The sequence below is a fragment of the Pseudomonas sp. UTLPPB19802 genome (assembly GCF_059730225.1).
In genome coordinates, this window is sequence record NZ_AP048545.1 from 5,516,096 (window position 1) to 5,540,762 (window position 24,667).

The 24,667-nt window shown below is 60.9% G+C and carries 16 protein-coding genes, 2 pseudogenes and 1 CRISPR repeat array; of the genes and pseudogenes, 4 read left to right on the forward strand and 14 right to left on the reverse strand.

Translation table 11 applies throughout. The annotated features are described in order from the left end of the window. Nucleotides 1-17: 17 nt before the first annotated feature. The 7 genes from csy2 to AC6I6U_RS23910 all read right to left on the reverse strand — a co-directional run bounded on the left by csy2 (nt 18) and on the right by AC6I6U_RS23910 (nt 10,043). Nucleotides 18-1,001 carry a type I-F CRISPR-associated protein Csy2 gene (csy2, locus tag AC6I6U_RS23880; protein WP_497878476.1) on the reverse strand — a complete coding sequence of 328 codons (984 nt, stop codon included), beginning with the start codon at nt 999-1,001 and terminating at the stop codon, nt 18-20. Then, complete coding sequence (csy1, locus tag AC6I6U_RS23885) at nt 994-2,358, reverse strand: type I-F CRISPR-associated protein Csy1 (RefSeq protein ID WP_497878477.1); 1,365 nt, start codon at nt 2,356-2,358, stop codon at nt 994-996. Before csy1 ends, csy2 begins: the two co-directional genes overlap by 8 nt. A gap of 402 nt (nt 2,359-2,760) precedes the next feature. Continuing rightward, entirely contained in the window at nt 2,761-6,159 is a 3,399-nt protein-coding gene (gene cas3f, locus AC6I6U_RS23890) for a type I-F CRISPR-associated helicase Cas3f (protein WP_497878478.1), read from the reverse strand. Further along, nucleotides 6,156-7,133 (reverse strand): type I-F CRISPR-associated endonuclease Cas1f, encoded by a 978-nt coding sequence (gene cas1f / locus AC6I6U_RS23895; RefSeq protein ID WP_497878479.1) that lies wholly within the window; start codon nt 7,131-7,133, stop codon nt 6,156-6,158. The genes cas3f and cas1f overlap by 4 nt, the downstream gene beginning before the upstream one ends. A gap of 111 nt (nt 7,134-7,244) precedes the next feature. Next, nucleotides 7,245-7,993: direct repeats of the CRISPR family, unit length 28 nt; unit sequence TTTCTGAGCTGCCTATACGGCAGTGAAC. A 256-nt stretch (nt 7,994-8,249) separates the two neighbouring features. Continuing rightward, nucleotides 8,250-8,684 carry a single-stranded DNA-binding protein gene (locus AC6I6U_RS23900; RefSeq protein WP_497878480.1) on the reverse strand — a complete coding sequence of 145 codons (435 nt, stop codon included), beginning with the start codon at nt 8,682-8,684 and terminating at the stop codon, nt 8,250-8,252. A 2-nt stretch (nt 8,685-8,686) separates the two neighbouring features. Continuing rightward, the gene (locus AC6I6U_RS23905) at nt 8,687-9,259 is read right to left on the reverse strand and encodes a DUF3158 family protein (protein WP_497878481.1); all 573 of its coding nucleotides are present in this window, start codon (nt 9,257-9,259) and stop codon (nt 8,687-8,689) included. 4 nt (nt 9,260-9,263) lie between these two features. Continuing rightward, nucleotides 9,264-10,043, reverse strand: a complete 780-nt coding sequence (locus tag AC6I6U_RS23910) for a PFL_4669 family integrating conjugative element protein (protein ID WP_497878482.1) — start codon at nt 10,041-10,043, stop codon at nt 9,264-9,266. Nucleotides 10,044-10,358: 315 nt separating this feature from the next. On the opposite strand from AC6I6U_RS23910, the gene traD reads away from it, so the two are divergent. Next, nucleotides 10,359-12,497 carry a type IV conjugative transfer system coupling protein TraD gene (gene traD, locus AC6I6U_RS23915; protein ID WP_497878483.1) on the forward strand — a complete coding sequence of 713 codons (2,139 nt, stop codon included), beginning with the start codon at nt 10,359-10,361 and terminating at the stop codon, nt 12,495-12,497. 358 nt (nt 12,498-12,855) lie between these two features. On the opposite strand, the pseudogene tnpC reads toward traD, so the two are convergent. The 4 genes and pseudogenes from tnpC to AC6I6U_RS23935 form a co-directional block, all read right to left on the reverse strand. Then, nucleotides 12,856-13,803: pseudogene (tnpC, locus tag AC6I6U_RS23920) on the reverse strand (IS66 family transposase); the annotation flags it as partial. 18 nt (nt 13,804-13,821) lie between these two features. Next, nucleotides 13,822-14,181 carry an IS66 family insertion sequence element accessory protein TnpB gene (gene tnpB / locus AC6I6U_RS23925; RefSeq protein WP_497878484.1) on the reverse strand — a complete coding sequence of 120 codons (360 nt, stop codon included), beginning with the start codon at nt 14,179-14,181 and terminating at the stop codon, nt 13,822-13,824. An 85-nt stretch (nt 14,182-14,266) separates the two neighbouring features. Next, nucleotides 14,267-16,009, reverse strand: a pseudogene (locus tag AC6I6U_RS23930) (TonB-dependent receptor family protein); the annotation flags it as partial. Between the two features lie 187 nt (nt 16,010-16,196). After that, on the reverse strand, nt 16,197-17,435 hold the full coding sequence (locus AC6I6U_RS23935) for an NAD(P)/FAD-dependent oxidoreductase (RefSeq protein WP_497878485.1): 1,239 nt from the start codon (nt 17,433-17,435) through the stop codon (nt 16,197-16,199). A 270-nt stretch (nt 17,436-17,705) separates the two neighbouring features. On the opposite strand from AC6I6U_RS23935, the gene AC6I6U_RS23940 reads away from it, so the two are divergent. After that, nucleotides 17,706-18,458, forward strand: coding sequence for an SDR family NAD(P)-dependent oxidoreductase (locus tag AC6I6U_RS23940; RefSeq protein WP_497878486.1), 753 nt, complete (start codon nt 17,706-17,708; stop codon nt 18,456-18,458). 73 nt (nt 18,459-18,531) lie between these two features. Here the strand turns inward: AC6I6U_RS23940 and AC6I6U_RS23945 are convergent, their stop codons facing one another. The 3 genes from AC6I6U_RS23945 to AC6I6U_RS23955 all read right to left on the reverse strand — a co-directional run bounded on the left by AC6I6U_RS23945 (nt 18,532) and on the right by AC6I6U_RS23955 (nt 21,448). Further along, on the reverse strand, nt 18,532-18,732 hold the full coding sequence (locus tag AC6I6U_RS23945) for a hypothetical protein (protein WP_497878487.1): 201 nt from the start codon (nt 18,730-18,732) through the stop codon (nt 18,532-18,534). A gap of 67 nt (nt 18,733-18,799) precedes the next feature. After that, nucleotides 18,800-20,188, reverse strand: a complete 1,389-nt coding sequence (hglS, locus tag AC6I6U_RS23950; RefSeq protein WP_497878488.1) for a 2-oxoadipate dioxygenase/decarboxylase HglS — start codon at nt 20,186-20,188, stop codon at nt 18,800-18,802. Nucleotides 20,189-20,203: 15 nt separating this feature from the next. Further along, nucleotides 20,204-21,448 carry a 2-aminoadipate transaminase gene (locus AC6I6U_RS23955; RefSeq protein WP_497878489.1) on the reverse strand — a complete coding sequence of 415 codons (1,245 nt, stop codon included), beginning with the start codon at nt 21,446-21,448 and terminating at the stop codon, nt 20,204-20,206. 308 nt (nt 21,449-21,756) lie between these two features. Between AC6I6U_RS23955 and amaB the strand changes: the two genes are divergently transcribed. Continuing rightward, nucleotides 21,757-23,247, forward strand: a complete 1,491-nt coding sequence (amaB, locus tag AC6I6U_RS23960; RefSeq protein ID WP_497878490.1) for an L-piperidine-6-carboxylate dehydrogenase — start codon at nt 21,757-21,759, stop codon at nt 23,245-23,247. A 70-nt stretch (nt 23,248-23,317) separates the two neighbouring features. Further along, nucleotides 23,318-24,604, forward strand: a complete 1,287-nt coding sequence (amaA, locus tag AC6I6U_RS23965; protein ID WP_497878491.1) for an L-pipecolate oxidase — start codon at nt 23,318-23,320, stop codon at nt 24,602-24,604. Nucleotides 24,605-24,667: the final 63 nt, after the last annotated feature.

The window sequence follows — 24,667 nt, forward strand, 5'->3', positions numbered from 1 at the left end:
GGAAAATGGGCTGAGCGTTAGAAGTCAGGTGAGGTCGAGCGATAGTCGTTGCGGCACCGGTAGCGCCACTCTTCAGGCGCCGAATCGGCATACCAGAGCATTTGTTCAGCACTGTGCAATCGATGCGGGCTGATCCACTCGCCGACGCTGTAAAGGCTTTCGACAAAGCGGAACGGCGTCTGAGCATCACGCGCGTGCGTGACAGTGCCTGGGTCCTGCTCCTCTCCCAGTGCGCCATAGCCGATCGGAATGGGCACGACCCAGCCCTTCCCTTTGCGGTCGTTTTCCCAGTGGGCTTTTTGCTCGGGCTCACCCGGTGTGCAGGTCCAATTCACCCGCGACAACGACAGCCAGGCATCGAGCTTCGAGGCTCCGGGGTCTATAGCCAGTTGCTCTTGGTGCCGCAGCTCCAGCAAATCGGTACGGTCCACCAGCACGAAGCCCGGCAACAGGCTCAGCTTGATCTTGCGGAACAGCTCATCTCTCCCATCCTCATCAATCATCGACACGATGAAAGGACGCTGCTTACGCAGAGGTGCTCTGGAGGGGATCACACTGCCGCCGGCGATGCGCATCTGCGAGAGAATGTCGCGCACCTGACGGGCAAGCTTGGCCGAGTCCTCCTCTTCATTTTGCGAGGTATTCAGGAACTCGCTCTGAATACCGAAAACCAGGCTGATCTCCAGATGAATACGCCCCTCCTCCACGATCGCAGCGGTGCTGCCATCACGGTTGATCGGGTTGCGAGTCAGGCGAAGCGTCTGCACATACCCCTCCGTGGTGATCTGCTCCTCATGACGATGAGCAACCACAGCAGTGGCATTGAACTGAAGGTCCAACCCCGCCTCACGAACCTTGCGCTCCACAGCCCACATCAGTCCCAGGAAAGCCGTCATCGAGGGGAAGCCGTGAGTCAGCGGACTCGAAAGCGAGTTGGCGTTTTGCACCTGGATGCGCGGAATGACCAGCAGATAATCAACGTGTGGGCACGAATCAGCCATGTGCCACCTCCCGCTTGTCGTTGCTCACGGCAGCCGGAGCTTTGAAGGGGATCGGCTCATCGACCTCGATAATCGCCTGCTTGGCCCAGTGAATCTGTTCGACATCCCCCACGGGCAACTGCCGCTTGCGCAGTATCTCGTTGAGCCAAAGACCGAAGCGTTGAGCGACCTGATCGGGCCAGTCCCTCCAATGGAAGGCCGCGATAAAGGCCTGGTCCTCTTCAGCATACTCTTCACGCACAGGGAAGCTGACTCGGTCCGGGTCCAGCCAAAGCTGCTCGCACAGCGGCAATCTGCATGCTGGGTCACGGCTCCAGCCAGGCTCAAACAGTTCACGAGTGGCGACACCAAAAGCCGCCAGCAACCGGGCGAGCTCCTGCTCAATTTCTTTACGCTCGTCGCGGGTATCCATCACGTTGGGCGGGTCGTTTTCCAACAACGTGCAGAGCGCCTGTAGCTGTTCCCAGACACCCTCTGAGTATCGGAATCGCGCCAGAGCGGAGTCGATGTTCAGGAAGTTACGGGGCTTGTCCTGCTTCCAGATGGGCGGCAATGAGGCCAGCAGGTAATTCACACCGCCTCGATCGCTGTTGAGCTGACTGATGTTCTGGGGCTTGGTGCCGCCGAGCTTGCGCATCACCAAACTGGGATAGTTACGGTACGGGCCGTCGTGAGCCTCTTTCCTTCGCCAGGCCTGGCGAGCCACTTTGTTCTGCTCACCGAAACGCGCCGACTGGACATCCTGGTGCACGGCATGGGCCAGGCTGCTGGCGAACAAGGGCTGCAGCAGGTGAAAGCCCGTGTCGTCGGTCGGGTCACCGTTCACGCACCAATAGACCTGCTTGGCCAAGCCATGGGAGGCCAGGTTGGCCACTGGGCGCACCAGACTCTTGAACGCCATGGCCCACTCCTGCGCCGTAGCCTCATCACGACTCAGCGCTGCCAAGAGGTCCTCATCATTCGCCAGAAACCAGTCGAGTAGACGCTTGCCGTCGACCTCTCGCTTGAGGAACTTGTAGACGTCCAGCGCTGCGGCGTTGCCAACGATGTCATCGGCATACTGATCGCCCAGAACATGGCTGCCAATCTCGGCATGTTGTCTCAATGATTCGGGAGGGATATGCAGACTGCTGCCCCGCGCATCAGGGTGAGTCGCCTTGAGCACATGCGTGACAGCCTGGATCTGCGCCACCCGCCGCGCCGCATCAGCCAACCAGGTACCGTACTCGTACTTGTCTGCTTGAGCCTCACCGCCTTCGCCACCTTTGAGCTTGGCCTCTTTGCGCTCGTCGATAAAGGCGGCAATGGCACTTCGAAAACGTGTAATACGTGATACTTGGGTAGATCCCTCTTCCATTATCGTTCAAACCTTTTGAAGTCGACGTGGCGAACACAACGTATGTAGAATCCCCACAGCAACAAGCTGTTACTGCGGGGATTTACCTTGAGATTGGATTCATGAGGGCCTGGCCCTCAACGTTCTAATAAGAGCGAGTGGTTGCCAATCACCTTGGGTTCCTCCTTTGCAGAGCTGGGCCGACCAGCGAGTTGCTTTACACGCGCTGTTACAGCAGCGCGTGTAATCACAATATGCCACCTACATAGGCAAAGCAACACCATAGCGCCATCGAATGAACTGATAAATCTACCGAATAGGTAGCTCAGAAAATAGCGCCATCGATTGAGCTGATCACAAGCTCTTGATTTAACTACCGAATAGGTAGCGTTCCACCTGATAACGGGGCAGATTTCTGCCCCGTTATTTTTTTTGCGAAAACCCCAGCACTGGGTGATACCGCCACCCGAAGGTGCTCTCATACACACTGACGGGCGTGAACCTCTCAGCACACTCTCTCAGCGACAGGTTCTGCGCATCGACCTGCTCATTCAGCAGAGCCAACAAATCGTGCCGGCCCCATGGCTGAATGCCTGAACCAAGCTGGCTCTCGAGATCGACATACGTGAGCTGGCCCTGGGCAGCGGTGTAGATGGCTGACCGCCCCCGCGCAGCCTCTTCATGAATCCGGTGCAGCACCAGCGCCTGCTCATCCTCATCAGGCAGAAAGACCAGTTCCACTTCCTGGGCGCTGCTGTCTCGAAACGGTTGCTGCTGAGGCAAAGCCCAGGTCAGCGCCGCCTGCGGAAACTGCCAGGCGCAGGCTGCATCCAAACGCTGCGTCGTTGGCTTGACCCCACGAGGGGTCGGCTGACGGCTATCGCGGTTCTTGGGCAGCATCTGATCGGCCAATCGCGCATGCTCCAGATCAACCAAGCTTTCCTCGGGTCGCCACTGCTCTTTCGGTCGAGGCAAGATGCGCGGCCGGGCCGTCACTGTTTGGTACTCGTCTTCCCTGAGCAGCGTATCCAGGCAATGGCTCTTCAACCGAAAAGGATCACCCGGTTTTCCGCCCTCACGCTCGAACCCCGGCCTGACGAAGGCCGCCGGCTTCTGGACGCTATTGCCCAACGCCCCTTCAAGGTGTCGCAAGTTCGTATCGAAAATGAGGATGTTCGGCGATCGACTGACCTTCTGACGGTGGCGCTGCACCCTCCCCGCCAACTGAATCAACGAGCGCATGGACGAGGGCTCGACCAGGGCCCAATCATAGTCATGGTCGCGCCCAACTTCCGTCACGGGAGAGCCGAGCACAACAAACAGATGGTTTGCCTCGGGAGACTCGTCGATCGCCCGACGAATTTCCGGCAGGTCATACACCGCTTCGTCCTTGCGGCGATTCAGGGCCCGGTCCAACTGAGCCTCGATGGCCGAACGGATCAGCAGCGGAAAGCGCGAGTGATACACGCACAGATGAATCCGATGATCACTGTCGGCACCCGCCTGAAACAACGCCAGCGCCACATCAAACAATGGCTCGATATTGGCCATGCGCACCAGGCCAAAGCTGACCCGCTTGCCACTCCTGGGACAGGCTTCAGCATGCCGGGCATGAGCAACCAGCATGCCTGCTCGCACCTGCTCCGCAAAATCCCGGCGAATGGCCTCCTTGCTCTTGCTGGTGAAGTTCAGCGCCAGCAGTTCTCCCGAGCGGCATACTGGCGCCTTCTCCAAGGCTGCTGCTCGAGCAGCGGCAAACTGTCCGTGCTGCTCGACAAACTGCCCTGCGTCCCGGCAGGTTGCCACCTGAGTGGTGAACTCATCGACCCACAGACAAGCAATGTCCGGTACAGCCTCCTGAGCGCCTGGAACACCGCGGTTACGCTGGTAGTGAATGCGCCCAGCCCTGTACGCCTGAAACATGCCATCGAGCAGCGAGGGCGGCAGGGTCGCCGATGACAACAGCACCCGCGCGCCCAATAAACCAACCCAGTGCATCAGGCGCGTCAACGCGGGCAGGTCGTCGTGATCAAAATCGTCCAACTCATCCAGCACCAGGTCACTGCTGAGCAGGCGCAGCATGGGCGCGATCTGTCGTCCCGCGCGCTGAGCCTCCGTGGCCGGCATCAGGTGATCGATGGTGCAAACCAGCATCGGTGCCGCCAGCAGCGATCGGATCTTGGCATTGTCCATGGCCTTGCCGAGCAGACCGTGATCAGCCATTTGCCCCTCATAGACCACATGGCTGTCCTCCTCGATCAACTGCTGCGCCGAGGCAGAGCCAGTGACTTCCGCCTGCGCCTGAAAGTACTCGAAAAGCTTGCGGCTGTTCGTGCCGCCTACCCGTATCGCCAGCTCATCCTCCTTGAGGTGCAGGTCCTGACGATAGCTGTTGCCGGTTTGCTGGGTCAGCGTACGCAGGCCCAGGGCAAAGGTGCAGCGCATCCCCAACTGAGGGGCAGCCAGGGCGTACATGACACGGGCATTGGCCAAGGTCTTGCCACAGCCAGTGGAGGCCATGTTGACGATGAAGGCGCCGTGCTCCTTGGCTTGGGTGCGCACACTGCTGGCAGCGTCAGCAGCCCTGTCCTGCCACCGAAAGCGCTCCTCCTTGCTGCGCTTGCGCAGGCCGGGGTGTTTTGCCAGCCGTGGCAGGTGCCGTTCAAAATCCGGCAAGCCATGAACGATGGTAGCGCTGAAACGCGCCACGCCGAGCAGGTGCTCATCCAGCGCCTGCTTGCTGGCCCCGTTTTCGTCGGTATTGGCATAGAGCGAGTATCCCGAGTCCCCCTGGACACGCTGCTTGGCGTTCGCGGGTAGAGCCGAATAGTGGTGATCGGCCAACATCAGGCTCATGCGAGCCAAGTGCATCACATAGGGGTTGGCGAGCCAGTCCCCCTTTCCCGCCTTGGCGCACAGCGTCTGCAAATGCCGGGCGACCCTGGCCGCCTGGCTCCGCCATTTGGGCAACGTGACAGGCAAGGCCCCAGCAAAATGCCAGTAGGGACCGATTTCAGCCTCCGTGGCCTGGCGCTTGATCTCGTTCCAGTCGTGGGTGATGTCTTCGAGCAGGTTGTCGAGGCGCTCAGGGTTGAAGCTCTGGGAGGGACAGCCCAGCCACTGCTGCTCACCCCGCTCATAGACCGGCAGGACCGGCAACCGATGATGAGTGACCACCAGCCAGGCGATGGCGGCAGCCAAGGGCGGTAGATTGCGAAACGGCGGTGCTGCCGGCTCATCGAGCCCGTCACGCCGATAACGATCGCTGGCCAACCAGGTGGCATCGTCCTGCTCACTCGGCTGGGCCAGACGCTGCAGCCAGACCTCATCCGGATCCTCCCCCACGAAGGCGAGAAACAAACGCAGGGACACCCACTCATGGCGGTAGAGGTTCTTCTCGCGCACAGGCTTCTTCAGGCGCGCCTGAAAGGCCACGCTGGCTTTGCCCAGGTCGTGCAGCAAGGCAGCCATTTGCGCCAGCAGACGAATGTCCTCGGCCGTATGCCAATCGTTTTCATCGTCTTTGCGCAACACATTGCGTCGGGTGGTATTGGTGGGCACTGCTCCTTGCTCGTTGAAACGGCTCACGTCCCCAACGATCCACAGCAGCTCACTGTGATCGAGCCCCCGTATCCAGTGGCAGGCCACTGCGGTGTTGCGCCGAGCCGTCTTCCTCAACAACTGGCGCAGCGTGTCCAAACCGGCCTGGGTGATGGGGGTTTGCCACGTTCGTTCACCGCGGCGCTCAGCAAACTGATCGAGGATGCGCCGGCTTTCAACCAGCGCTCGCTTATCACATTGGCTGATCAGCAGGATGTTCAAGCGATGGGCGTCCCCAACTGATCCGCAATATCCTTGAGACTGTCGATCATGAAGTCCAGTGCCTCGCTGCGCGTGAGGTTCTCGATACAGGCCTGACGGAAGGCTTGCTCCTCATCACCGCGCATCGCGCTGATGAACGCCTGAGGCAGGATCAGGCCATCCTTCACCAGATCCGCCACGTCGAAGACCAAGCCTCCCCGCCGCGTCTTGCCGTGCAGCACGGCCAACCCATGGGGTAGCCCCAACACCCAGGTAGCCGTCGCAGCCAGGCCATAGGCGAGATAGTTACCGTGATCCAAAAAGCTGTTGGCCGGATCACCACCACTGCCGCGCTTGGCACGGGTGAACTCTCCGTACTGGGTGGCAGTGGCCGCCAGCTTGAACAGGCGCTTGGTCAGGCGGGCTTCTTCAGTGAGCAGGAAGGCGTGATCAGCTGCGTTGTTCAGGGAAGCCAGCGACTGCTCCAATGCTCGGGTCAACGCTGCGGCATCGACACGAAAGCCCGCCTTGCTGAAGGCCGGGTTATCGTTCCATTGTCGCGCAATGAACTGCAAACGAAGTCGCTGGAAGGCCTTGGCAGCTTCAAGACGCTTCGCCTCGTCGAACCAGAAGGACACCCAGCGCTGAAGATACTCGGTGGGGCGGTACTCACTCTGCGGTGAGAACCAGGCCACCTCGATGTCGATCTCGTTGCCACTGAACAAGGGCGTTCCGCCGCCTCCACAGAAACCCACCAGAACCCCGGCCCTGGCCAACTCCCGCATGGCAGCTTGAGTCACCGATGTACCGGTGCCCAGCAACACCGTGGTGGTATTGGCGATCGGGATATTCCAGTACAGCGACTGCTTGCCAGCGTCAGTCACATACTCGACGCGCCCACCATTGACCAGCACCCGACAGTGCTGCAGGTAGTAGATATTGGCGCGCTTGGAGTGAAGGATCGTCTTGAGATCCGAGGAGCGGATTTCTTCCATAAACCTGCGACCGACTGTATCCGTTCAATCATCGTGCAGAGGTTATAACGGAAAGGCTGGCAATGTGCCAACAGGCACCGTGAAACCAAATGCTTCGCGCCGACATTACGGCTTATGAGCTACCTATACGGCAGTGAACTCAGGCGCCGGCACAACAGTGATGCGGGTCATTTTCTAAGCTGCCTATACGGCAGTGGACTGCCAGTTTTGTACCGGGATTCCGATATTGACTTTCTGAGCTGCCTATACGGCAGTGAACGCGCTTATTCGCAAGGTGTCCGATCAATTGCTTTTCTGAGCTGCCTATACGGCAGTGAACACCGCTGGTTCCTCCAGTGCGGCCGTCACGTTTTTCTGAGCTGCCTATACGGCAGTGAACAGCTCATCGAACAGCAGGTTCGCCAGCCTTCTTTTCTGAGCTGCCTATACGGCAGTGAACAAAATCGATGTCCGGATCGATGTCGCCGAACATTTCTGAGCTGCCTATACGGCAGTGAACCATCCACGAAAATGATCCTGTGCCCTACGTGTTTTCTGAGCTGCCTATACGGCAGTGAACGACTGGGTTGGCTCGGAGATCCGCCATGATCTTTTCTGAGCTGCCTATACGGCAGTGAACCTTGAATCGTTCAGAGCGGGCCAGGCGGAAGATTTCTGAGCTGCCTATACGGCAGTGAACGGCGAGTTTGCGCCGGACGGTGGCCCCGGCCATTTCTGAGCTGCCTATACGGCAGTGAACGCCCTAGCCACGTGCCGCATGGCGCTTGCTCAATTTCTGAGCTGCCTATACGGCAGTGAACGAGGACGGCGAAGCGGTCAGTCCCAGGACCTTTTTCTGAGCTGCCTATACGGCAGTGAACTAGACGCTTTTCCAAGTAAGGCCTTGTCCATAAAGGTAAAAACCCCACTTCCCCATTTTAACCCTCTTTTTTCGCTCCATCGTAAGTGATTGATTTCAAAGCCCACAAAATCCCGCCAAAAAAGAGGGTCCAGAAAAGGGTCTGCGATCACTCTCTAATACACTGCCCTGATCCATTGGAGCGCACCCAAGAGACACAACCACGCACGCCACAAAACCCCAAAAGCAGATCAACCTGAATCAGCTCGTTGGGACCGTCATTGCAATCCATCATTGGCAGACAAACGGGTAACGGTCTGCTCATCCACCTCAGGTACATGACGCTCTTGGATCACCATAACAACGCGATCAACGCGATGCGGCAATATCCCCACACGACTGGCCTGAACCTTCATTGCTCGACATTCATTTCCCTTGTCGTCTTCCCATTTCTCCAAAATCATCCGCCCGACCACCAACACGCGCATGCCTTTGCAATAAATCTCTGAATAACGCTCAGCATCCTTGTGCCACATATCGACGCCGGCCCAGAATCCACCCCTATCCTGATACTCGCCTGCGCCTTTCGGGATTGGATTATCGAAGTAGATATTGAGCCTCAGCAGCCGATGCGGCGCGTTATTGCCGTTGGCAATCTCTCGGAATTCAGGCTTGGTCCCGATGTTACCTTCACCCCAGAAGTTGGTAGCCATGTTCACCTCCCTCCCGAGAGAAGTCGAGCGTGTTCAAGTAGCCGCTGCTGGTAGACTTGCTCAGCCGCCTCTGCCTTATTGGCACACAAAAACGCCTGGCGTCCAATGCTGTGCACCAGACTGATCTGCATGTTGATCACGATCCTCTGCAGTTCCAATGCATACAAATCGGAGATCAAGTTGATCGGCGTATGCTCATCGAGCACTAGCTCAGCCCACAGATCAGTTCCCATCTTTGAACGATCCGCTCGGCTCCAGCGTAGAAAAATAGTCCCCGTGCCGGTCGACTGCTTCACCAACCGAATGGGCAACAGGGTAAATGGGTACCGCTCGGCCTGAGCCAACACCCCCTCGATCGCCAAAGCGATCAGTCCCTGGGTCAGCTCAGCACACTGCTCACCAAATTCAAGCAGCTCCCCCTTACCCTTAAAGGGCTTTAAAAGCCCTTTAGGGAAAGCAGTGTGTTTCAGCTCACGGAAGGCAGTGTGTTCAAGTGGCTGGAAGGCAGTGTGTTCCGGGCCATCTCCCGACGTAGCCGGGCCCAAAGCGTTGTCACCTCCTCGTATCATGGTCATCGCATCAACCCTCCAAGGCCGCAGGTGTCATCTGCACCGAGGTATCCCCTCGAACAGCACCGCCCCACACAACCGGCTCCACCCCAGCCACTGAAACACCACGATCATCCCGGTTGCGACCGACAAGAATTTGCGGCGCAAACTCGGCCCTTCGCCGGCCTTCCAACACCTCCAACGGCAACTCTCCAAAGGCCTCCCTGGCCTCCCTAGCCCGATCGTTATTGGCCACAAAGTCAGCCCGATTCACTCCCGAAATACGGTACAACTGAGCCAGCCCAAACAGGCTTCGCAATACATAGCTGGCGCCATCGATCCGGCTCTCCATCGCCCGCCGGCCAATCAACGAAACATGATGAACATGCAGCAAACGGCGCACGATTTCGTCATAGGAAATCAGCAGGTACACGGCCAGGAAACCGAGCCTAGAACCGACAAACATGGGCAGAGTGACGGGCCGAACACTGAAGTTTTCCTTTGCGGAAATGGCACTCGGTATCTCACTCATCAACAGACCCACCTCCTGATGAATGTGCGCCAACTCGGCCTTGCAGCGCTTCAACTTTTCCTCGATACGGATCAACCAGAAGTCGGCATAGGGATCATCCCTCTGTGCGTCGTAGTTGATCCGTCCCATCAACCCGATAAAGCGAGCCAAACTCATGATCGGTGGTTTGTCTTCACTGGCAGGTCTTCCCTGCCAAATGCGCACGGCATGATGAGTGTGCAACGTGAGATGCATAACGCTACGCAGCGGCCCAATTTTGCTTTGAATAGAACCGGACATGGATGACTCCTGGCTGAGGTATCGAGCACCCAGTGTCATCAGGAACAAATCGGTCATCAGCCAAAAAACAGAAACGAGACCCGGTGGTTTTACGCCAGGAGAAAAGCCGAACAGATCCTGGACAGGAGCAACATGCTCCGCGTCTCGCCACCAGGACCGTCTCCATTAAACCCAGACAGCACATTCCAGTTTCCTTACGGCAACTCCCCTCCCCGCTCTGCAACCGTGTCCCCTGCAACCAGAGGACACCGGCATGCCCAACTTCCGTTATCTCTCCATAACGCCAGCCAACAGTCGCAACGAGGAGCCAAGACCGTGACCCAACAACATACCGTTGAAGTACTTCTGCGGCCCGCCGTTGAGCTCTACACCGTTGCGGTGTGTATCCCCTGTATTGGGGTATGCCTATTCGCACCCTGGATGCTTGGCCTGACGCCATTATTCGGGGCAGTAGCCGCGCTCATTTACGCGGTACTTGGCTGGGTTCGCCTTCGCCAGGGACTGGCAGTTCTGCGCTACCGACGCAACATCCGGCGCCTGCCTCGCTACGTCATCACCAGCCAAAACATCCCAGTCAGCAATCAACGGCTGTTTGTCGGCATAGGCTTCAAGTGGGAGCAACGACACACCCAACGCCTGATGCAAACTTACCGCCCGGAGTTTCGCCGATACGTCGAACCCACCCCGCTATTCCAACAAGCTCGCCAGTTGGAACAGCGCCTGGAAAAGGCCGCTTTCCCTCTCAGCCTGATTCCCCGTTTCACCCACTGGGACAGCCCACTCAATCCCGTGCGCCCACTTCCGCCCGTTGGCGGCTCTCCTCGCCTACATGGTGTAGAGCCCAACGAAATGCCGGTCTCACTCCCTCTTGGAGAACGCGTTGGCCACAGCCTGGTACTGGGCACCACTCGAGTCGGTAAAACCCGCCTGGCCGAACTGTTCATCACCCAGGACATTCGTCGAGAGCAACGCATCAACGGCCTCTCGGAATTCGAACCGGTCATTGTTTTCGACCCCAAGGGCGATGCCGACTTACTCAAGCGCATGTACGTCGAAGCCCGCCGCGCAGGCCGAGAAAAAGAGTTCTACGTCTTCCACCTGGGCTGGCCTGACTTCTCCGCCCGCTACAACGCCGTAGGCCGCTTTGGACGCATCTCCGAAGTCGCCAGCCGCATCTCCGGACAACTCTCCGGCGAAGGCAACAGCGCCGCCTTTCGCGAGTTCGCCTGGCGCTTCGTCAACATCATCGCTCGCGCCCTGGTGGAGCTAGGCAACCGCCCCGACTACGTGCAGATCCAACAGCACGTGATCAACATCGATGCCCTGTTCATCGATTACAGCAGCGACTACTTCGCCCGCAACGATCCAGGTGCCTGGGACACCATTGCCACGATCGAGGGCAACCTCACTGAAAAGAACACCCCCTACAACATGCGCGGCCGTCTCCCCCGCGTCACAGCGATCGACCAATACCTTTCGCAGACTCGCGTGGCTGATCCCGTCATGGATGGCCTGCGCTCCGCCGTACGCTACGACAAAACCTACTTCGACAAAATCGTGGCCTCACTCCTGCCCCTACTGGAGAAACTCACCACAGGGCGCATGGCCGAACTGATCTCCCCCAACTACAGCGCCCTGGACGACCCCCGCCCCATCTTCGACTGGATGCAGGTCATTCGTAAGCGAGGCATCGTGTATGTAGGCCTGGACGCCCTCTCCGACCCTGAGGTCGCCGCAGCCGTGGGCAATTCGATGTTCGCAGACCTCGTGTCAGTGGCCGGGCATATCTACAAATTTGGTCTGGACGGTGGGCTGCACAACGCCGACCAAGAGCAGAAAGTCCCCATCAACCTGCACGCCGACGAATTCAACGAACTGATGGGCAACGAGTTCATTCCGATGATCAACAAGGGCGGTGGCGCCGGCATTCAGGTCACTGCCTACACCCAAACCATCAGCGACATCGAAGCCCGGATCGGCAACCGCGCCAAGGCCGGCCAAGTGGTCGGCAACTTCAACAACCTCTTCATGCTGCGCGTGCGAGAAACCGCAACCGCCGAACTCCTCACCCGCCAACTCCCCAAGGTCGACGTCTACTCCACCACCCTGGTCAGCGGCGCCACAGACAGCTCCGATATCTCAGACAATACCGACTTCACCAGCAACACCCAAGACCGGGTCAGCTCCACCAGCGTCCCCCTGATCGAACCCGCCCACGTCGTCAGCCTCCCTAAAGGCCAAGCCTTCGCCCTGATCGAAGGCGCCAACCTCTGGAAGATTCGGATGCCCCTACCCGCCCACGACCCAGACGAATGCATGCCCAAGGACCTACAGACCCTGGCCGCCAACATGCGCAAACGCTACGTAGACGGCGGCGGTGAATGGTGGGCCGGTAGCGGTAACCGCGATATGGAGGAGCAGCTCCCGGCAGCTGATTTAACTGAACGAGCCTGATGCAGCGAACAGGCACAACCCGCGTTATCAGAACGTGCTTTCAACAAACACTTTCACTTTTTTCGAAGACCTCTTCACGCGAGCAGGACATATCGCTTTAACTCGCGTGAAATTTCCTAGAAAATTCGGATCGCTTGTGTCAGTCAATCTCGATGACTATCTTCAGCCCATCACTGCTCATCAGTGATCGGGTTTAGTCGCCCGCGATAGATTGGCGCACAGCGCTCCCCTGAGCTCAGGTGTTTTTCATTGCCTGCAGTTTTATGGTGGCTGTGCGCAGGGCACCCTCGGGTGCGCCGGTTTCTCCAATCTTCCGGTCGACTAACCTGCGTACAGCCGCCACCCAATATCGTTTAGTCGCGAAATCATCGGTCATGACATAGCCGCGATAACTTTCCAGCAGCCGCAACGGCACGTCCTGCGCACGGCTGCTGGTGTAGTCGAACAACACGACTTTACGATCCGGCGGGCCGCTCGCTTGCACCCACATCCAGGACTGGCTGGTCGGGTCTCGATCCGGTTCTTTCAATACCTGGACTCGGGTTTCGTCACAGTGGATCACCGGGCTTTCCAGTAATCGCTCGCGCATCAGGTTCAGCAGTGGCTGGAAGTGTTCACTGCACTGGATCACCCAGCGCGCCAGGGTCTGGCGCGGGATTTCGATACCGTGCCGGTTCAGCACACTTTCGAAGCGATACAGCGGCAAGCCATCGACGTATTTGGTGGTCAGCAACATCGCCAGGACGCCGGGGCTGGCCAGGCTCTTCTCGATCAGTTGCGCTGGTTTGTCGGCGGTGACGGGCGCGGCTTCGCAGCCACGGCAACCGTAGACTTTACGAACATGTTTGATAACCCGAATTTGCATCGGCACGATGTCCAGCTGTTCGCTGGCTTCTTCGCCCATGACATGTTTGCGGCAACCGCAGGCGCAGATTTGTTCCTCATCGGGCAAATCGTACTCGACCACGACACGCGGCAGGCTCGCCGCCAGCGGTTTGCGTTTCCCCCGGCGAGGGGGCGGCGCAACCACGTCTTCTTCCGGATCTTCGACGGTCAGCAGCGGCTCGCCCTCGCCCTCGGCCTCGTTGAACATTTCCAGTTGCGGCGTATTGGGGTCGACGGTCTGCTCGGACTTGCGGCCAAAGAACCGGTCACGCCACAACTTGACTTGCTCTTTGAGATCGTCGATGTGGCTCACATGGGCCTGGTTGACTTCCTGCTCACGCGAACGCGCAGCGTAGCTCTCAAGCAGTAGCTGCTTGAGCAGAACAGGATCATCGGGAAGGTCGTCGGGCATGGAAATCATGCTGCGGATTATACCGAGTCAGGCGACGTATCGTGGCGTCAGAACTTGGTGGGGACGGTTGCGCCAGAGGTCAAAACCGTCGAGTAGCCAGTTGAGTTCCTGAACCGTCAGCACGATGACGTCGTCGGTAAGTTCGGGCGTGGTTTTGAAACGTTCGGCTTCGAGACGCTTGAGCCAAAGGCAGAAACCGTTGCGCTCCCAATACAACACCTTGATCCGGTTACGCGCCTTGTTGAGGAAGACGAACAACACAGGATCGAACACGGCGACTTTGATATCCAACTCGACCAGGGCAGCCAGGCCGTCGATGGATTTTCGGAAGTCCACGGGCTTGGGGTAGAGGTACACTTTTTCAACGCCGGCGTTGGGACGCATCATGGCAAAGACTCCGGAAACTATTCGGGAGCCCAGCATCACGCCTCAGATTCTTGGTTTGAATGTGGGGACGATGGATCGCTTACAAATCTTCGGCGTACCGGGCGTCGGTGCGGGTGTACACCAGGGTGGTTTGCCACTGGTCCGTCAGGTCGCTGTGCAGGCTCGCCTCGAAGCCGCGGCGCAGGGTCCGCCCGGCGTTGCGGTAGCTGGTGCGGCCATCGGTGGAGCTGGCGACAACGATTTCATCGTCGGTGTGAATTTCATAGAGGGCGGCATTCAGGCGCGTGCGCTCATTGAGCCGGTACTTGATGCCCAGCTCGTACTGGGTGCTGGTCGCCGGCTTCAGGCCGAAATTGAAACTCTCCGACACACCCGGTGCATACGCCATTTCGGCCTGGGTCGGGGTTTCGAAGCCCTTGCCGACGCTCACATAGCCCCGCAGGTCTGGGGAAAACGCGTACATCACCGACAGCGACGGGTTGTTCTGCTGATATGTTTTCGAGCCGCTGGAGTCGCCGTTGGCCAGGTAGTGGTCATCGACGCGCATTTGCATCGTGCTGTGCCGCAGGCCCATTTCCGTGGTCCAGTTGCCCAGCTCCCAGTGCGCCTGGATGTAGGGGTCCAGGCTGGTGGCGATGTCCTGCTCGTCACGACGCAGCGCGCCCTTGACCCCCAATTCGCTGCCGCTGAAGTTCTGGTAGCCGCGGCGGTCATCCCGGCTCTGGTCGTAATCGGCGCCCACCGTGACGCTGAGGTTGCCCGGCGCGGCGGCAACCGGCTGGATCCAGCGCAAGGTTCCGCCATGGAATTCGCGATCGAAGTCGACGACACCGCCGCCACGCTGGCTGTTGGAGACCACCGTCCGGGGAATGGACAGGTACTGGATCACGCTTCGTTGCCCTGCGTAGAGGTTGAATTGCAGGGTGGCGTCATCGAAATAACGCTCGTAGTTCATCCCCAACTGCTGGTGGTCGATGCTCTTGCGGGTGTTGTAGGTTTCGGCAATGGCGGCGGTCGAACGAGGGTCGTGCTTGTACGCCGCCCACGTCTGCCCCAGCGGGTCCTGGGTGTTGTTCTGCTCCAGGCTGCTGTAGATCAGCGCCAGGCGCGAGTCTTCGTCAGGCTGGAAGGTAAACTTGGCGAAGGTCTGGTCGCGCCTGGCGGCGCTGTGGTCGCGATAACCGTCGGTGTCCATGCGCGAGGCATCGAGGACGAAACCCGCCGTGTCATTGCCACCCTCGGCCGACAGATGATTCTTGTTGAAGCCGTCGCTGCCAAAGGTAGTTTCCGCTCCGATCCTGGCCGGGCCCTGGCCGTCGCGCGTGAACATCTGGATGACACCGCCGGCGTTGCTGCCGTAGATGGTCGCTGCCGGGCCGCGCAGCACTTCGATGCGATCGGCCACATCCAGGTTGAGCGAAGCGGCCTGACCCTGCCCGTCCGGCGTGCTGGCGGGAATGCCATCGCTCAACAGCTTCAAGCCACGAATGCCGAAGGCTGAACGGGCGCCGTAGCCCCGCGAGGATATCTGCAGGTCCTGGGCGTAGTTCTGGCGATTCTGCACCACCAGCCCTGGGACCTTGGTCAGCACTTCAGAGAGGTTGACACCCAGTTGGCCGTCGGTGCCCTGGGACAGGTCCACGGTGTCGATCGAGAATGGCAGGTCGAAGCTGGCGGTCGGCGCGTACGAACCGGTGATCACCGTGGGCTCGACAATCACGACACCAGGAGCCGTCGGCTCGGCGTGGCTCAGCGCACTGGTGCCGGCGCTCACCAACAGGGTCACTGTCCGTATGCATGTCGGTAAAAGGAAACGGGGTTGAGGCATGCGAGGCTTCTTGAAACTTGAGTCCGAGGAAAAAAACGGCCCGGGTCGGTGTCGTGCCGAACCCGGGCCGCTCGTGGTTATACCTTGATTGCGGCTTATGACAAGGCGCCGGCGATTACACTGTCACCGCGCCTGTAGAAGAGTGACGAACCATCGGCGAAAAAACCACACGGAACTCGTCGCCCATTCAGAAGCGATCGACGCGATAGGGCGACATGTCGATCGGTGGTTGCTGGCCGGTCATCAGGTCCAGCATGAGCCGGCCCGTGGTGGCGGCATAGGTCAGGCCCAGGTGCCCGTGACCGCAGGCGTACCAGACATTGCCGCGCACGGCGGAACGTCCCATCACCGGGACGGTGTCCGGCAGTGCCGGGCGGTGCCCCATCCACTGCGACGTGCCTTCCACCTTCAGACCGGGTAACGCCTCCTGCGCGCGCTTGACCAGGATCTCGGCACGACGATAGTTGGGCGCCGCATCCAGCCCGGCCATTTCCACTGTTCCGCCAATGCGGATACCCCCTGCGGTGGGGGTGACCATGAAGGCCTTGGCGGGCCAGATAATCGAGTGCTTCATGGCAATGCCCGGCGCCATGACCTGGGTGTGATAACCACGCTCCGTCTCCAGCGGAATCGGCTCGCCCAGCAGCGCCGACAGCCGCGCGGTATAGGCGCCGGCCGCGAGCACCACGTCCCGCGCCTCCAGCGCACGCCCATCCTTGAGGCGCACGGCGGCGACCGCACTGCCGGCATGGTCGAACTGCACCACCTCGCCCTTCACCACGGTTCCGCCCAGGGCCTTGAACTGTTCGACCAGTTGCACGACCAACTGGTAGGGGTCGGCGATCGAACGGTTTTCCGGAAAGAGCACGGCCTTGCCGATCTGCGAACCCAGGGCCGGCTCGAGTGCCTGGAGCGCGTCACGGTCGAGCAGTTCGTGGGCAAAACCGAAGCGCTCGAGAACTTCGATATGCTCACGATCGGCGCGAAATTCGGCTTCGTCGGTGTAGAGGCTCAGGCAACCTTCGTGGCTCATCATGTGTTCGAGCCCCGTTTCCTTGAGAAGCTCAGCAAGGTCCTCATGCACCCGCGAACACAGCTTGGCACCCGCTGCCTCCAACTCCCGTACCTTGGACGGCCGGCTGGCCGACAGAAAGCGCAGGAACCAGGGCATGAGCCTGAGCAGGTAACTGGGCCGAATGGCAATCGGGCCCTCCGGGTCGAGCAGCCACTTGGGCATCTGCGACCAGATGCCAGGACGTGAGGCCGGCATGAACTCGGTGACGGCGATGCTCGCCATGTTGCCAAAGGACGCCCCCTTGCCTGGCTCATCCTTGTCCACCAGGACTACAGGCTGGCCGTGCCGCTGGAGTTTGTAAGCAATGGTGGTACCGATGATTCCAGCACCTACGACGACGATTGGGGGCACGACAGCTCCTCGCTTTTGTTTTGTTATGGACGGATCGCAACGGTGTCGGGGTAGGCATTTGTGCGCAGTCCAGCCGCTTTCAGCCGAGCATGAACGCAAATGCATGCAGCACTGGATACAAAATAGGAAATCGAGGTTTGCGTGTCAACCGGCTTCGGCGGCGCATCATTTCATTTATGAAACGATGACTTTCCGACACTTCTATTTTGATTTATTCGAGTCACCGATACGATTCTCCCATCGCAGCAATCAACCACTTGGAGAAACATCATGATCGGCAAACTTGAAGGCAAAATCGCAGTTGTCACCGGCGGCACTACCGGCATCGGCCTGGCCACCGCCAAACGCTTCGCCCAGGAAGGCGCCCACGTCTACATCACCGGCCGCCGCCAGGCCGAACTGGACGCCGCCGTGGCCCTGGTCGGCAACGCCACCGGCGTGCAGGTCGACTCGACCCGCCTCGACCAGCTCGACGCCCTCTACCAGCGCATCCAGGCCGAGCGCGGCCAGATCGACGTGCTGTTCGCCAACGCCGGCGGCGGTTCGATGCTGCCACTGGGACAGATCACCGAAGAGCACTACGACGACACCTTCAACCGCAACGTCAAGGGTGTGCTGTTCACCGTGCAGAAAGCCCTGCCACTGCTGGCCAACAACGCTTCGGTGATCCTCACCGGCTCCACCGCCGCCAGCTCCGGCACTGCTGCCTTCAGCGTGTACGCCGCGTCCAAGGCCGCCGTCCGCTCGTTCGCCCGCAACTGGATTCTGGACTTGAAGGACCGCAACGTCCGCGTCAACACCATCAGCCCCGGTGCCACCCGTACACCTGGCCTGGTCGACCTGGCCGGCCCGGACGCGGCGCAGCAGCAAGGCCTGCTGGACTACCTGGCGTCGCAGATTCCGCAAGGACGTGTGGGTGAACCGGAAGAGATCGCCAGTGCCGCGCTGTTCCTCGCTTCCAGCGATTCCAGCTTCGTCAACGGCACCGAACTGTTCGTCGACGGCGGCCAGGCACAGATCTGACGCTGAGTGAAGCAGCCCGCCGGGCTGCTTCTCACCTATTTTCCGGGATCGGAAGAGAAACCGCTGCGAGCCATCAAATGAAGCTGCCCAGGGCGAGCAACGGCAGCAGTGCGATGATCACCTTGCGAGCCACTGCTTCCTCTACCCGTTGTGCAATCCGTGAGCCCAGCCAAACTCCCGGCACCAGCACGGGCAGGCTCATGAAACCGAGATGCAGCGATTCCCGCCCCAACAGATCCATGGCCCAGAAGGCGGGCAGTGCCGCCACATCCATGCGCCTTGTGTTTCCCGATGCCGTTCAAGGTCGAGGGTCATGAAGAAAGGCCCCGGAGGGCCTTTGCCTATGCGCTCGGCGCACCCACCCCCAATGTGTCGAGAGCGCTGTGCAACGACGCCTGCTCAGTGCGCTGGTAAATCTGCAACTCATCCAGGGTCTCCCGCCCCAACGCGCTCTGGAAGGCATCACGGTTGGCCAGTTCCGCATAGTGCGCCTGGGCATTGTCGCCGAGGTTGGACTGGAAGATCCCTGCGGCACTGACCGGCAGGAAGTCCTCGTACACCAGGGGTTCATAGGCCAGGTCACCGCTGGCCAGCAGCGCCTCGACCTCCCCGGACAAGTTGCCGGCCGCCCGGCCCTGGTCAGTCGCGCGGTAACGGAAGAACGCCAGTTGCTCGCGACGCAGGGTCTCGTAGTCATCCGGGAAGGCCTTGAACGCCTCGGCCAGCAGTTCGCTATAGCGCGGGGCATTGGCTTCCGACGGGAACCCGCCCAACGCCTCGCGGGCCTCGGCCAACAGGGCATCGTACAGCGCCCGGCCTTTCGGGGTCAGCGCCACGCCACGCTGTTCAATCTCGCCAAAACGCGCCGAGTGGCTGCCCTGCTCCACGCCCTGGGTGCCGACGAAATCGATGGCCTCGTTGAGCGCCTTGAAGCTGGTCTGGCGCAACAGGATCGGGCAGTTGCGCCGTGGCGGACCTTCGATCACGGCCTTGGGCGTGATGCCACGGCGCGGCATGTCGGCCTGCACCTGGTCGATGTCCAGCGTACGCGGTGTCAGGTGGTTGATGTGCGGTCCCTTGAACGCGACGATGTCGGCAATCAGGCGATGGGCGCCATCCAGGCGCTGGTAGTCGGCCAGGCTGACGGTGGCCTGACCATGCCAGCGGAAGGTTTCCAGGGCCTGGGCGACGAACTCGCTGGCCGCCGATTCATCAAGGCCGCCATCACGCTCGGCCTGGGCGATCAGTTCCAGCACCCGCGGGGTGAAGATCTGCCGCGCTGCCAGGGTGCGCTCGGCAAAGGCCCGCAGTTCGACGTCCTTGATCAGCTCCAGGCGCAACAACGAGGTGAACACCCGGAACGGGCTGGCGCGCAAGGCGCTCTCGCCCACCGCGCGAAAGGCCGTCGAATGCACCGGCACACCCGCCGCAGTCAGGTCGTAATACCCCACCGGCTGCATGCCCATGACCGCGAACAGACGGCCCAGGGTCGCCAACTCCACGGCGGTGCCGACGCGGATCGCGCCGTGGCGCTCCAGGTCCAGCCGCTCCAGCTCGCCGGTATGGGCCAGCGCCTGCGCCACCGCCGGCTGCGCCGCCAGGGTGCGGCTGTTGGTTTCGGCCACCAGTTGCATCAGGTCGCCATACAGCGGCACCTCTTGCTGGTACATGGCGCTCATGGCCCGGGAAAAGTCGGCACGAATACGATCGGGGGAAACAAAAGTGCTCATCAGGCAGGTCTCCGCTCAGGCCAGTTGCGCCAGGCATTGTTCGAGGATGTTCAGGCCGGCTTCCAGAATGGCCGGTTCGGTGGTCAACGGTGGCAGCAAGCGGATGATATGCCGAGCCTTGCCACTGGGCATCAACAATAGGCCGGCTTCGCGGGCACTGGCCAACACCGCGGCCAGATGCTGCGGCGCCGGGCTGCCATCGGCATTGACCAGTTCCAGGCCGCGCATCGCACCGACACCGGTCAGGCGCCCGACGCAGGCAAAACGTTCCTTCCAGGCCGCGTGATAGCGGGCAATCGTCGCGCCCTGCACTTCTCCCCAACGCGACAGGTTCGCATCGGTCATCTGCCCGAGCGTGGCCAGGCCTGCGGCGCAGGCCAGCGGGTTACCGGAATAGGTGCCACCCAACCCGCCCCTGGGCAGGACGTCGAGCAGCTCCCGGCGCCCGACCACGGCCCCCAGCGGCACGCCACCGGCCATGCTCTTGCCGAGCAACAGCAGGTCGGGCTCGATGCCCAGCCGGGTAAAGGCAAAGCGCTCGCCGGTGCGGCCAAAGCCCGACTGCACTTCGTCGATCACCAGCACGATGCCGTGGCTGTCACAGAAGGCCCGCAGCGACTTGGCAAAGCCCGCATCCAGGGCCAAAAAACCGCCCTCGCCCTGCACCGGCTCGATGAAGATCGCGCCGATTTCCTCGACCGCGATTTCCACGCTGATCAGGCGTTCCAATGCCTTGAGGCCCTGCTCGACAGTGACGCCGGTATCGACGCTGGGGTACGGCAGGTGAAACACCGGCCCCGGCAGGCTGCCGACCTTCTGCTTGTACGGCGCCACCTTGCCGTTGAGGTTCAGGGTCGCCAGGGTCCGGCCATGAAAGCCGCCATCGAAGGCGACCACGCCGCTGCGCCCGGTGGCGCCGCGGACGATCTTCAGCGCGTTTTCCGCCGCTTCCGCACCGCTGTTGGTGAGCATGCCGGAGAGCGGATAGCTGACCGGCACGAACGCGGCCAACGCCCGCAGGTAGGCACCGTACTGGTCATGGGGCACGGCGTTGAACGCGGCGTGGGTCATGCGCCCGGCCTGCTCGCGAATGGCGGCGACCACCGCCTCGTTGCAGTGCCCGAGGTTGAGTACGCCGATACCGCCGATGAAGTCGATGTAGCGCTTGCCGGCGCTGTCCCAGACTTCGGCGTTAAACCCGTGGGTCAGTTCCACGGGGTGGACGATGTTGATCGATTGGCTGATGCAATCCTGATTCATGGCCTGCTGCCGTTGCTGGTGAAAGTGTCTCCATTCAAGCGAGCAGACGTGGGCAAGACAAACGATAAATAGTCGCGGATTCATTCCTTTCAGTCATGAAGTCTAAATTTCAAAAGCAAAACCCTGTCGACAGCCCCTTTTCTAGAGATTAAAGCTGGGATAAATCAGCCTTAACCCAAAGCCCCTCACCCATTTGAATTCCAAAAAAGAATGATATTTGGAATTTTGCTCGTTTGTTCGGCCACGCTTTCGGCACGGATACTGACCCACGTCAATTGTTCCTGTCGTCACGCCAAAGGAGTCGAATCATGATCAGTCAACTGCTGCAACGCCTGGGGGTTCCCGCCCACGCTTATAGCGAAGGCAACTACGCCGTACACACCCCTATCGACGGCAGCCGTATCGGCTCGGTCAAGCTGGAAGATCGCGAGCAGGTGCTGTCGCGCATCGCCACCGCCCAGAACGCTTTCGAAGCCTGGCGCAAGGTGCCGGCTCCGCGCCGTGGCGAACTGGTACGGGTCTTCGGCGAAGTACTGCGTGAACACAAGGCCGACCTCGGCGAGCTGGTGTCCATCGAAGCCGGCAAGATCACCCAGGAAGGCCTGGGTGAAGTCCAGGAAATGATCGACATCTGCGACTTCGCCGTCGGCCTGTCCCGCCAGTTGTACGGCCTGACCATCGCCTCCGAGCGTCCAGGCCACCACATGCGTGAGACCTGGCATCCACTGGGCGTCGTCGGGGTAATCAGCGCGTTCAACTTCCCGGTCGCGGTCTGGGCCTGGAACACCGCCCTGGCACTGGTGTGCGGCAATGCGGTGATCTGGAAACCGTCGGAAAAGACCCCGCTGACCGCCCTGGCCAGCCAGGCGCTGTTCGAGAAGGCCCTGGCCCGTTTCGGCGAAGCGCCTGAAGGCCTGGCGCAGCTGATCATCGGCGATCGCCAGGCTGGCGAAGCGCTGGTGGACGACGCCCGCGTCGCCCTGGTCAGCGCCACCGGCAGCACCCGCATGGGTCGCGAAGTCGGTCCGCGGGTCGCCGCGCGTTTCGGCCGCAGCATCCTCGAACTGGGCGGCAACAACGCGATGATCCTGGCCCCCAGCGCCGACCTGAACCTGGCCGTACGCGCCGTGCTGTTCAGCGCCGTCGGCACTGCCGGCCAGCGTTGCACCACCCTGCGCCGCCTGTTCGTGCACAACTCGGTCAAGGCCGAGGTGGTGTCGCGGGTCAAGTCCGCCTACGGCAAGGTGCGGATCGGCGACCCACGGGAAGGCAACCTGATCGGCCCGCTGATCGACCAGCAGAGCTTCGCCGCCATGCAGAACGCCCTGACCCAGGCCCGTGACGAAGGCGGCCAGGTGTTCGGCGGCGAACGTCAGCTCGCCGAGCAGTACCCGAACGCCTACTACGTCAGCCCCGCGCTGGTGGAGATGCCGGGCCAGTCCGCCGTGGTGCGCCATGAAACCTTCGCACCGATTCTCTACGTCATCGGCTACGACGACTTCGAAGAGGCGTTGCGCCTGAACAACGAAGTGCCCCAGGGCCTGTCGTCGTGCATTTTCACCACCGACGTGCGTGAGGCCGAAGCCTTCCAGAGCGCCAGCGGCAGCGACTGCGGCATCGCCAACGTCAACATCGGCACCAGCGGTGCGGAAATCGGCGGCGCGTTCGGCGGCGAGAAGGAAACCGGCGGCGGTCGTGAATCCGGCTCCGATGCCTGGAAAGGCTACATGCGACGCCAGACCAACACGGTGAACTATTCCCTTGAGCTGCCACTGGCCCAGGGCATCGTGTTCGACTGACCGTTATCCGGGGCCATCGCCAGTCGCTGGCCCCGCTTCTTTCATGGCGTTGAAACCAGGAGTCACTTCGATGCCGCAACTGCAAAAGGCCTGTCTGTGGGAACTGGCCACTCCCCAACGCCCCGCCCATGCCCCGCTGATCGGCGAGCATGTCGCCGATGTCTGCATCATCGGCGCCGGCTTCACCGGGCTATCGGCGGCGCTGAGACTGCTCGAGGAAGGTCGCACGGTGTGTATCGTCGAAGCCCACCAAGTCGGGCACGGCGGCTCCGGGCGTAACGTCGGGCTGGTCAACGCCGGCACCTGGGTGCCACCGGATGACGTGGAAAAAGTCCTCGGCAAAGCTGCGGGCGACACCCTCAATCGCGCCCTGGGAGGGGCTCCGGCGCTGGTGTTCGAGCATATCGACCGCTACGGGATCGATTGCCAGGACACCCGCACCGGCACCCTGCACATGGCGCACAACGCCACCGGGCTCGCCGACCTGCGCAGCCGTGTCGAACAATGGCAACGCCGTGGGGCGAAGCTGGAACTGCTGACCGGCCTCGAGTGCGCCGACGCCTGCGGCACCGACAAGGTTTCCGGTGCCCTTCTCGACTATCGCGCCGGTACTGTCAACCCGATGGCCTATGCCTCGGGCCTGGCACTGGCAGCAACGCAACGCGGCGCGCAACTGTACGGAGACTCGGCGGTGACCGGCCTGGCCCGCACCGAGGACGGCTGGCGCGTCAGCACGGCCATGGGCTCGGTGCGCGCCGGGAAGGTCATCATCGCCTCCAACGCCTACACCGAAGGCGAATGGGCCGAGGTGAGCAAGCATATCTACGCCGGCTACTACTATCAGGTGGCCTCGAGACCGCTGTCCGGTCCCGAAGCCGACCAGGTGCTCAAGGGCGGTCAGGGCAGTTGGGACACGCGCACCGTGCTATCGAGCATCCGTCGTGACGCCGAGGGCCGCCTGCTGTTGGGCAGCCTGGGCAATGCCGCGAACTACCCGCTGTGGTTCATCCGCCGCTGGGCCGACCGCATCGCCGGCCACTACTTCCCGCAACTGGGCAAGCTCGACTGGCAGTGCACCTGGACCGGCCGCATCGGTTTCACCCCCGACCACCTGCTGCGACTGTTCGAGCCGGCACCGGGGCTGGTCGCGGCCACCGGCTACAACGGCCGTGGCGTGACCACCGGAACACTGGTGGGCAAATCCCTGGCCGAATACCTGCTGGGCGAAGACAAAGAAGCTTTGCCCGTGCCTTTTTCCAACGCCAACCCGGTCAGCGCCCGAGGACTGCGCAGCACCGCCTACGACACCGGCTTCGGCCTGTACCACGCGGGCCAGTGCCTGCGCGTCGTACTGTAAACCCTTACGTCGTCCCTGCCAGACAACAACAAAACCATTACTGCACTTTCTGCCGAAAGTACT